A 9,621-nucleotide genomic window follows, 5' to 3' on the forward strand; every position below is an offset into this window, starting at 1 on the left:
AAACTCCAGTGGTAGTAGTACGCTTAGCTTCCCGGTTGTTACTGACGACCGTGGTCAGCTCAATGCCAGCGTAAACTATGACGTTACTGAAAACTTCATTGTTGGTATTGAAGGCGTGAACTTAACAGAAGAGCGCATCGACCAATACTGTGTAAACCAAGATGCATTGCTATGTTTCGTCGGTTTACCGGATCGTCGTATCTCAATTGGTGCAAGCTACCGTTTCTAATCGGTATCTAATCTTAGTTGATTAACGAAACCGAAAAAGCTGTCACGTTATGTGGCAGCTTTTTTATTGCCTCTCAAAAACGCTCAACGAAAATCCCCTCCTTTCAAAACAAGAACAACAACACGATTAACAAAAACAATTAACATAAACAATTAACATAAACGATCCACAAGCGTTCAGGTGTTATCCTCATTATGCTCCAGATTTATAGGCTTTCTAATTTTATAGGGGGTTTAAACATGGTCGTTACGGCACGATCAACCAAGCTTATGAAGCTCGCCCGAGGATGCCAACATTTCCCTTATCGACAGTAACATCAATTATCTGGCATAGGATTCCGTATCAAGTTTCGACATAACGCCACGCTGGCGCTTAAGTTAAGCGGTAATAAAAGTGTGAGGCTGGTACAGCGTCATGGAATAAGACAGAGTCAATGTTTTTAGATAGACCATCTATCAGGCTTTAGATTCTGAGCGAAGGCTGTGAATGGCTAGATTGAGGATTATTTAGGGGGGTGTCGTTCGGGAGGTGATTCGGAGCACAATCACTGTTGCCCCGAATCAAAATGCAAACCTGCTTACAAGCCAAATAGGCCCGGCAAGAACTCACTAATTTGCGGAAAGGCCGTCACACAAATTAACGCAAACACCATAGCCACGTATAAAGGCAGGATGGGTTTGATAATCTCGGCAATACTAATTTTACCAATACTACAGCCGACAAATAATACGCTGCCAACCGGTGGCGTACATAATCCGATTGATAGATTTAGAATCATCATTATGCCGAAATGCAAAGGCGAAATGCCCAACGATTCAGCGACCGGCAAAAATATCGGGGTAAAAATCAGTACCGCCGGTGTCATATCCATAAAGGTACCGATAACCAATAATACTAAGTTTATAATCAAGAGAATATAAAGAGGATTGTCAGATAGAGTCAGCATCGCTTCAGAAATCGTTTGCGGAATTGACTGATAAGACAATAACCAGGACATTGCTGACGACGCTGCTATCAACAGCATAACAATGGATGTGGTTCTAACCGCTTGTAAAAATAATGGGTAGAGATCCCGAGCGGAAAGTTGTCGGTAAACGTAAAACGCCAGAATAAATGAGTAGATAACAGCAACGGCGCCGGCTTCGGTAGGCGTAAAAAAGCCGCCGATAATGCCGCCAATGACCAACACGACTAAAGCCAAGCTTGGTAATGCTCCAATAAACGAGGTGATCAACGGTTTAATTTCCACCGCTCGAGCCGGGACTTGATTGGTTCGTTTTAAATAAATCGCAGCCGCGGCCATGAGAAGAAACGTTACTAATAACCCGGGTAAATAACCGGCGATAAAGAGCGCTGCAATTGATACCCCTCCACTGGCTAATGAGTAGATGATCAAAATATTGCTGGGTGGTATCAGCATGCCGACGGTGGAAGCGGTAACGGTTACCGCCGAACTCAATGAGCGGGTGTAACCGGCTTTTTCCATTTCTGGGATCATAAAGCCACCGACAGCAGATGTAGATGCAACCGCAGAACCAGAGATAGAGCCAAATAAAGTACAGGCTATCACGTTCACATAGGCTAAACCGCCAGGCAGTTTACCAACCAGAGACATCGCAAAGTCAATAAGGCGGCTAGCAATCCCTCCACTTCCCATCAGGTAACCCGATAAGATAAAAAATGGCACTGCCAACAGAGCGAAGCTGTCAACACCTGCAGCCAGGCGCTGAGCAACGGTTGTTGCCGCAGGTAGAATATCGATGGTGTAAATCATCGAAGCAAACGTAGCAATAATGATGGCGATAGCAATGGATTGATTCGACAATAAAAGCAGACAAAATAGCGCAAAAAGTATCAACTCAGTCATGGTTATGCTCCCTGGCTATTATGGTTGACAGAACCGGGGCCATCAGGTTTTTCCGATGGTGCAGATAACTGAATTAAGTTATCGATCGCAAACATCAGAAATAGCAGCCCGGCGAAAGGAATAACCATGTAAACGAACACCATATTGACGCCCAGCACAGAGGAATATTGCTCTAGTGTATAGACGACGTACACCACATTCCCACCACCAATCAATAAAACAAATACCGCAAAAACAATGGTTACCATAGCGTTAAACATGGAAACTTTTGCCTGGTGTTTTTTAGGGAGTTTTTTCGCCAACAAGTCAAAACCTAAATGGTCTTTATAGCGGTAGGCAACAGCAGCGCCTAATAAGCTGATCCAAATCAGTAAAAAACGTGCCACTTCTTCGGTAAAAGAGCTCGGCTGCGGTAATATAAACCGCGTTAATACTTGCCAGGATACGTCGACAATTAGTAGTACTAGTAATAGCACCACAAGCCGATTCAATTGTTGCCCTAGTTTTTCCATTGCGTTAGAAAACCACATATTAATCTCGCTCCTGTGCTTTTATATCGGCAATTAACTGAAGAATTTCTTCGTTGTTAATTTGCTTGTACAACTCTTTAACACTGTCACGAAATGGCGTTTTATCGGGATAAATCACCTCAACACCGTATTCTTTGACTTTCGCTAGCGCTTCATTGGTCGATTTTTGCCATAAATCGATCTGATAGTCAGTCGCTTCTTGCATGGCTATTTGCACCCACTCTCTTTGTTCCACGGTTAATTGCTTCCATAAATGTGTACCGATTATGATCACATCTGGAATAGAGGTATGTTCATCCAGAACATAGTATTTACTCACCTCATAATGTTTTGAAAAATAAAAGCTTGGTGGGTTATTCTCGGCACCATCGACAACGCCTTGCTGCAGCGCTGTATAGAGTTCACCCCAGGATACTGGCGTCGCAGAGCCGCCCATGGTATTGACCATATTGACTGCACTTTGACTGTTCATCACGCGAATTTTAAGGCCGGATAAATCGGAAGGTGTCTGAATAAGGTTTTCGGTTGCGTAGAAGCTACGACTTCCGGCATCGAAATAGCCAAGCCCTTTAATCCGGTACCGCTCACCGTCGGACAATAATGCCTTACCAATTGGGCCATTCAATACTCGCCAAAAATGTTGTTGATCTTGAAACAAGTACGGCAGGCCAAACACTTTCATATTCGGTACAAATGCTTCTAGCGAACTGGCGGATACTTTCGTCATGCCAATCGTGCCAAATTGTATCAATTCGATAATTTCCCGTTCTGAGCCCAACTGCCCGGCGGGAAATACGTTTACTTTTATTGTCCCTTCGGACAACACCTGTAAACGTTGCTGGAAATGCACTAATGCTAAGTGCACAGGGTGATTGACATCAAGCCCATGGGCGAGCCTAATGGTTTTTTGGTCGGTACTGTTGTCAGAACAGCTAAATATAAATGGCAAACACGCCGCGAACACCAAGCTTCGACAAAAGCGTTCGCATTTTTGAGTAAGCATAACAGCCTCTATTGTAATTTTTAATCAACCAATCATTGTTTTCTCTGTCGCAGGAAAGCCTTCAGAAACCTCAAAACAATTGGTCATGCCACTTGACCATAGTATTATGCGTTTAGCTAAAAATACAACTATTTTATTCAGCCAATCATATTGTTAACACAATTTCTCTGTTAACATTAGATTTTAATGGCTTAAACCACATAAAAAGGCAAAAAGGAAAACACTGTGGAACTTGAAACCATAAAGACTGAAAGGTTATACGTTAAGGTGGCCGAACAGATTTCGAAGTTGGTTAAAGAAGGTAATATTAAAACGGGTGACAAGTTGCCCTCCGAACGTGTTCTGGCCGAAAGAATCGGCGTTAGCCGCCCTACCATTCGAGAAGCGATGATCGCGCTTGAAATCGCAGGTATTATCGAAATCAGAACCGGCTCTGGAATCTATGTTATTGATCAAAAACCAGAATTGTTTCCATCCGACGAAGGTGTCGGTCCATTTGAAATCCTCGATACTCGTTACATTGTCGAAGCAGAAGCCTGTGCGTTAGCTGCGGCGCGAATTACTGACGAACAGCTCCAGGAACTTCGCGATACGATTAAGGAAATGGAAGAAGAAGAAAAGCGGCCTGACGCCAGTGAGCAAGCCGACATGAAATTTCATTTACTTATTGCCGAAGCGAGTCAAAACTCTGCCATCAGTGCCATAGTAAAATGGCTTTGGGAATTGAGAAATCAATCGGCTTTAAGTAAATCCTTTATGGCACGGTTACGTAAAGAAGGTATTCACCCCTCGATTAATCAACATAAACGGATTATCGCGGCTTTGGAGATACGAAACCCTGAAAAAGCACGCATTGCAATGAAATCACATATTGAAAGCGCCTCAGAATCTGCATCCACGTATTTCGCAAGCAAAAAATAACCATCAACAGCCACTTGTCTTGCAAGTGGCTTGTTATTGAAAGCTCATCTTAAGGGCCAATACCAACCCCATTAAGTTGAATAAGAGTTCGTCTATTATTAACGCCCAAGTCTCCTATTTTACTGCCCTAATCACCAATTGAATTCCAGTAATCCGCGTCAAAAGACGCTCCGCACCAAGCCATTAGTAGCACTCGATGGCATCCAATCTCTGACACATCAATCATGACCCGTAAAAACCGCTTTTAACCTTAAAAATCAGTTAAAAATCGTTAATTTCGATAACGTATATTAGTATTTAGTATTTGCCAAAGAAGGTTTTCCTGTGGTTAAATGGGCAAGTGGCCTTACCAATATTAACCGTAAATTTTAGTGGATGATTAATTATGAAAGAAACTTGGCGCTGGTTTGGGCCCAGTGATTCAATTTCGCTTGAAATGATAGTTCAAGCCGGTGCTTCAGGCGTTGTAACCGCGATGCATGAAATACCGACCGGGGAGTTATGGCCATTAGACGCCATTAAACAACGCAAGGCAATGATTGAAGCATCAGGTCTGGATTGGAGTGTGGTTGAGAGTGTTCCTGTTCACAATAACATTAAGACTCGAACCGGAAACTACAAGCAACTAATTGAAAATTATAATCAAACACTGATTAATTTGGGTAAGGCTGGCATCGATACGGTTTGTTATAATTTTATGCCCGTTGTCGATTGGACACGCACAAACTTAAACTACAAATTAGCCAATGAAAGTTATGCGTTGCGATTTGAAATGACAGATTTTGTCGCCTATGACGTTTTTGTATTGAAACGCCAATACGCAGAAAAAAGTTACTCTCCTGAATTGGTGGCACAAGCGAAACAACGCATAGATACCATGAGCGTTGAAGAAATTCAGCACCTGGAAGATAATATTATTGCTGGCTTGCCAGGCGGAGAAGGCTCTTATAGCCGCGAATCCATATTGGTTGCCATTGATGAATTTATTCGATTAGGCGCCGAAGGGTTGCGTTCGAACCTGTTCAGCTTCTTAACAGACATTATGCCCGCCGCGGAATCTGCGGGTATCAAAATGTGCATCCACCCAGATGATCCACCGTTTTCATTATTCGGTCTTCCCAGAGTTGTTTCGACTCAAAACGATGCACAACAAATTATCGATGCTGTCCCCAGCCCCTCAAATGGGCTTACATTATGCGCCGGTTCGTATGGTGCCAGAGGCGATAATGATTTGGTCTGTATGGCCAATGCATTCGCCGAACACATCTACTTTGTGCACTTAAGAAACGTGATACGCGAACAAGATGGTTCATTCTATGAATCAGAGCATTTAAATGGCGATAATGATATGGTCGGTTTAATCCAGGCATTGCTCAGCGCAGAAAAAACAACGGGAAATCAGATCCCGATGCGCCCAGATCATGGTCACTTGATGGCCGATGAAATAGGTGAAGAAGGTGTCAAACCTGGCTATTCCTACCAAGGTAGAATGAAAGGTTTAGCTGAGCTTCGTGGTGTTATTCATACATTAGAACACATTAAATAAGGTACAGTTTAATGTCGAGTTACTTACATCCTGAACGATTATTTTCCAGTGATCCAATACAAAGGCAAATTGCCCAGAACATCTATCAGGCGATAAAAGACTTACCGATTGTCAGCCCACACGGTCATACCGACCCATCCTGGTTTGCCAACAATGAAAACTTTAGCAACGCAGCTGAATTGCTTATTGTCCCAGATCATTATGTATTTCGGATGTTATACAGTCAGGGGATCGGATTGTCGGAACTTGGAATAGGTCAAGGTAAACTCTCTTTGGAGCAATCCCACAAAGTCTGGAAAATTTTTGCCGATAATTATTATTTATTTCGTGGAACACCAAGTCGGATGTGGCTTGATTATGTCTTTGCCGAAGTCTTTGATATTGCCGAACCTTTGTCAAAGCAAACGGCGGATCAGGCTTTTGAACAGATAAACCAACAACTTGCCCAGGACAACTTTAAACCAAGAGCACTATTTGATCGCTTCAATATCGAAACCTTAGCGACAACAGAACAGCCTCTTGATGATTTAAAACACCATAAAAAGATTCAGCAAAGTGAATGGCAAGGTCGGGTTATTACCACGTTCAGACCCGACAATCTAACCGATCCAGAACACCCCAAATTTAAAGAAAGTTTTCGCGCCCTGGGTGCATTAACGAATACTGACATTGACCATTTTGCTGACTATCTGGCGGCGATAAAAAAACGTCGTGAGTATTTTATTGAACATGGTGCGACCGCCAGCGATCATAGCCATCCATCCGCATTTACTGCTGACCTGTCTGATCGTGACAAAGAAACACTATTTCAGAAAATTCGCTCTTTAAATTATTCGCCCGAAGACGCATTAATGTTCCGGGGGCAAATGATGACAGAAATGGCTGCAATGAGCATTGAAGATGGCTTGACCATGCAATTGCATCATGGCTGCTATCGTAATCACAACGCGCCGCTATATCAAAAGTTTGGCACCGACAAAGGAGCTGACTTACCGGTACAGGTTGAGTTTGTCAAAGCCCTGCAACCGCTGTTAAGTAAGTTTGGTAATCATCCCGATTTAACGATTATTTTGTTTACGCTAGATGAGACTACCTATTCAAGAGAAATTGCTCCACTCGCCGGCCATTATCCAGCGCTTAAAGCCGGACCTGCCTGGTGGTTTCATGATAGCCCCGAGGGAATGACTCGCTTTAAAGAACAAGTTATCGAAACCGCAGGTTTTTATAACACCGTGGGCTTTAATGACGATACCAGAGCATTTTTATCAATACCGGCTCGACATGATGTGTCGCGACGAATTGATAGTAATTGTTTAGCCAGACTTGTTGCGCAGCATCGCCTGAATGAAGACGAAGCCATCGATGTTGCAATCGACCTTACTTATCACTTAGTGAACCAAGCATATAAGTTTAAATAATGAGCAAATTACTGAGTCACAGTTGTGTGGCAGAAATATCTCCTTTAATCGCACGTCCGCAATATGATTATAAAAACCGTAAACCGGGTATAGTCCATATCGGTATCGGTGCGTTTCATAAGGCCCATCAGGCATCATTCACCGACGATATGATGGCGCAATGTGATGGCGACTATAAAATCATTGCCGTCAGTCTTCGCAGTGCGAAAAATCGAGACTTGCTGAAACAGCAAGATTATCTGTATACGGCTATCGAGCGCTCCACATCAACAGAACATGCGCGCATCATAGGTGCATTAGAAACTGTGCTTGTTGCCCCTGAAAATCCACAAGCCGTCATTGCAGCGTTAACAAAACCAGAGATTAAAGTGGTTACCACCACTATCACCGAAAAAGGTTATTGTTTATTACCTGGCAACACTGGCCTGAATATGGATCACCCAGACATTCAACAGGATCTGGCAAACCTTAATTCACCGAAAACCATGATTGGTTTTGTCGCCAAAGCATGCCTGAACAGAATGGAGCAAGGCCTTCCTGGGTTTGCATTCATTAGCTGTGACAACTTACCGGACAATAGTCATCTAGCGAAAAAAGCGATTATTGATTTCGCAAATATTGTCAATATTGAATTAGCACAGTGGATAGAGGCGAATATCTCATTTTGTAACAGCATGGTCGATCGAATCGTCCCAGCCGTGCAAGACAAAGACATCCTTGACCATTCAAGTAAATATCAATACCTGGACAATGCTTTGGTGACAAGCGAGCCATTCAGGCAGTGGGTCATTGAAGACAACTTTAAAACCGAACGTCCCCCATGGGATCTCGCTGGCGTTTTGTTTGTGAATAATGTCGCTCAATATGAAAAATTAAAATTGCGCTACTTAAATGGAAGTCACTCTGCGCTGGCATATTTAGGCAAGCTTAGCGGCCACAAGTATATTCATCAGGCCATTGCAAATAAACACCTGCATCAGCTGGTTGTCTCCTTGATGGAAGAAATGAAATTGTCTTTGCATAAGCAGATGGCATTTGACTTTGATGCTTATGGGGCAACCATTATTGACAGATTTTCCAATCAGGAGATTCAATATGAAACACAGCAAGTTGCTACTGATGGTTCACAGAAGCTTCCACAGCGGATATTTGCCCCGCTAGCCGAGTTATATAGTCAAGGGCATGTCTCACAACCCTTGTGTTTCGTGGTAGCTGCCTGGTTGTGCTATTTACAAGGCAAAAACGAGAGTGGTGCGAGCCATGAGATATCGGATCCGCTGGCTGACCAATTGACAGCGATAATGTCAGATCAGGCAACAAGTTCGACCGCTAAACTGGAAAAAATGATCGAAATTGAAGGTCTGTTTCCTGAAGAAATCAAGCAAAGTGCATTTGTTCAAATCAATATTTGCGAAAAAATATGCGCTATAAATACAAGCGGTGTTATCGCGGCATTACAAGATCACCAGTAAATAGAACTACCCCTCTGATTTCGAATGTTAAGTTAAATATTATGTTGATTGATTAATTACAACATTCTAAAACGGTAGGATTCATCGGCAACGGATCCACTTTAAGCTATCCGTTGCACGTCACTATTACTTCTCTATTCATTGATTTACCAGCCGCTGTGTTGTTTGAAATTCAAAATTAGCAGCGATATATGACTGGCCGCGTATTTTTTGCCTAGCCTATGTGCTTGTCTTAGCTTTTTGCTTTGCTTGGCTTAAATGTGCAGGCCTTCCTGCGGCTCGCAAAAACCGTACAAATGTAATCGCTGCTCAGACTTTCATTGAGGCATAAAAAAAGTTAGGCCGGAGCCTAACTTCTATCAACAAACGAATACCAATGATTCGTTAAACTAACATTGGATTCCGATTAAAAACGGTAGCTTGCACCAATCGTGATACGACGGTCCGGTAAACCGACGAAACATAGTAATGCATCTTGGTTTACACAGTATTGGTCGATGCGCTCTTCTGTTAAGTTCACACCTTCAATACCAACAATGAAGTTATCCGTAACGTCATAGTTTACGCTGGCATTGAGCTGGCCACGGTCGTCAGTAACAACCGGGAAGCTAAGCGTACTACTACCACTGGTGTTA

9 protein-coding genes are annotated in these 9,621 nt (G+C 42.9%); 5 read left to right on the forward strand and 4 right to left on the reverse strand.

Annotated features, from left to right (window positions below; translation table 11 throughout):
• Positions 1 to 229, forward strand: a 229-nt coding sequence (locus FE810_RS16780) for a hypothetical protein (protein WP_138321801.1), incomplete at its 5' end; no start/stop codon positions are given.
• 577 nt (positions 230 to 806) lie between these two features.
• On the opposite strand, the gene FE810_RS16785 is transcribed toward FE810_RS16780, so the two are convergent.
• Genes FE810_RS16785 through FE810_RS16795 form a run of 3 tightly spaced genes read right to left on the reverse strand, consistent with a single transcriptional unit; the run spans position 807 to position 3,629 of the window.
• Entirely contained in the window at positions 807 to 2,096 is a 1,290-nt protein-coding gene (locus tag FE810_RS16785) for a TRAP transporter large permease (protein WP_138321803.1), read from the reverse strand.
• Positions 2,097 to 2,098: 2 nt separating this feature from the next.
• On the reverse strand, positions 2,099 to 2,626 hold the full coding sequence (locus FE810_RS16790) for a TRAP transporter small permease (RefSeq protein WP_138321805.1): 528 nt from the start codon (positions 2,624 to 2,626) through the stop codon (positions 2,099 to 2,101).
• A 1-nt stretch (position 2,627) separates the two neighbouring features.
• On the reverse strand, positions 2,628 to 3,629 hold the full coding sequence (locus FE810_RS16795) for a TRAP transporter substrate-binding protein (RefSeq protein WP_138321807.1): 1,002 nt from the start codon (positions 3,627 to 3,629) through the stop codon (positions 2,628 to 2,630).
• 225 nt (positions 3,630 to 3,854) lie between these two features.
• On the opposite strand from FE810_RS16795, the gene FE810_RS16800 reads away from it, so the two are divergent.
• From FE810_RS16800 to FE810_RS16815, 4 genes are all read left to right on the forward strand, one after another.
• On the forward strand, positions 3,855 to 4,550 hold the full coding sequence (locus FE810_RS16800; RefSeq protein WP_138321809.1) for a FadR/GntR family transcriptional regulator: 696 nt from the start codon (positions 3,855 to 3,857) through the stop codon (positions 4,548 to 4,550).
• 385 nt (positions 4,551 to 4,935) lie between these two features.
• Positions 4,936 to 6,096 carry a mannonate dehydratase gene (gene uxuA / locus FE810_RS16805; RefSeq protein ID WP_138321811.1) on the forward strand — a complete coding sequence of 387 codons (1,161 nt, stop codon included), beginning with the start codon at positions 4,936 to 4,938 and terminating at the stop codon, positions 6,094 to 6,096.
• 11 nt (positions 6,097 to 6,107) lie between these two features.
• On the forward strand, positions 6,108 to 7,514 hold the full coding sequence (gene uxaC, locus FE810_RS16810) for a glucuronate isomerase (RefSeq protein ID WP_138321813.1): 1,407 nt from the start codon (positions 6,108 to 6,110) through the stop codon (positions 7,512 to 7,514).
• Positions 7,514 to 8,986, forward strand: a complete 1,473-nt coding sequence (locus tag FE810_RS16815) for a mannitol dehydrogenase family protein (RefSeq protein ID WP_138321815.1) — start codon at positions 7,514 to 7,516, stop codon at positions 8,984 to 8,986. The genes uxaC and FE810_RS16815 overlap by 1 nt, the downstream gene beginning before the upstream one ends.
• A 406-nt stretch (positions 8,987 to 9,392) precedes the next feature.
• On the opposite strand, the gene FE810_RS16820 is transcribed toward FE810_RS16815, so the two are convergent.
• Positions 9,393 to 9,621, reverse strand: a 229-nt coding sequence (locus tag FE810_RS16820; RefSeq protein WP_138321816.1) for a hypothetical protein, incomplete at its 5' end; no start/stop codon positions are given.

This window comes from Thalassotalea litorea (assembly GCF_005843925.1).
In the GTDB taxonomy this organism is placed as follows: Bacteria; Pseudomonadota; Gammaproteobacteria; order Enterobacterales; family Alteromonadaceae; genus Thalassotalea_A; species Thalassotalea_A litorea_A.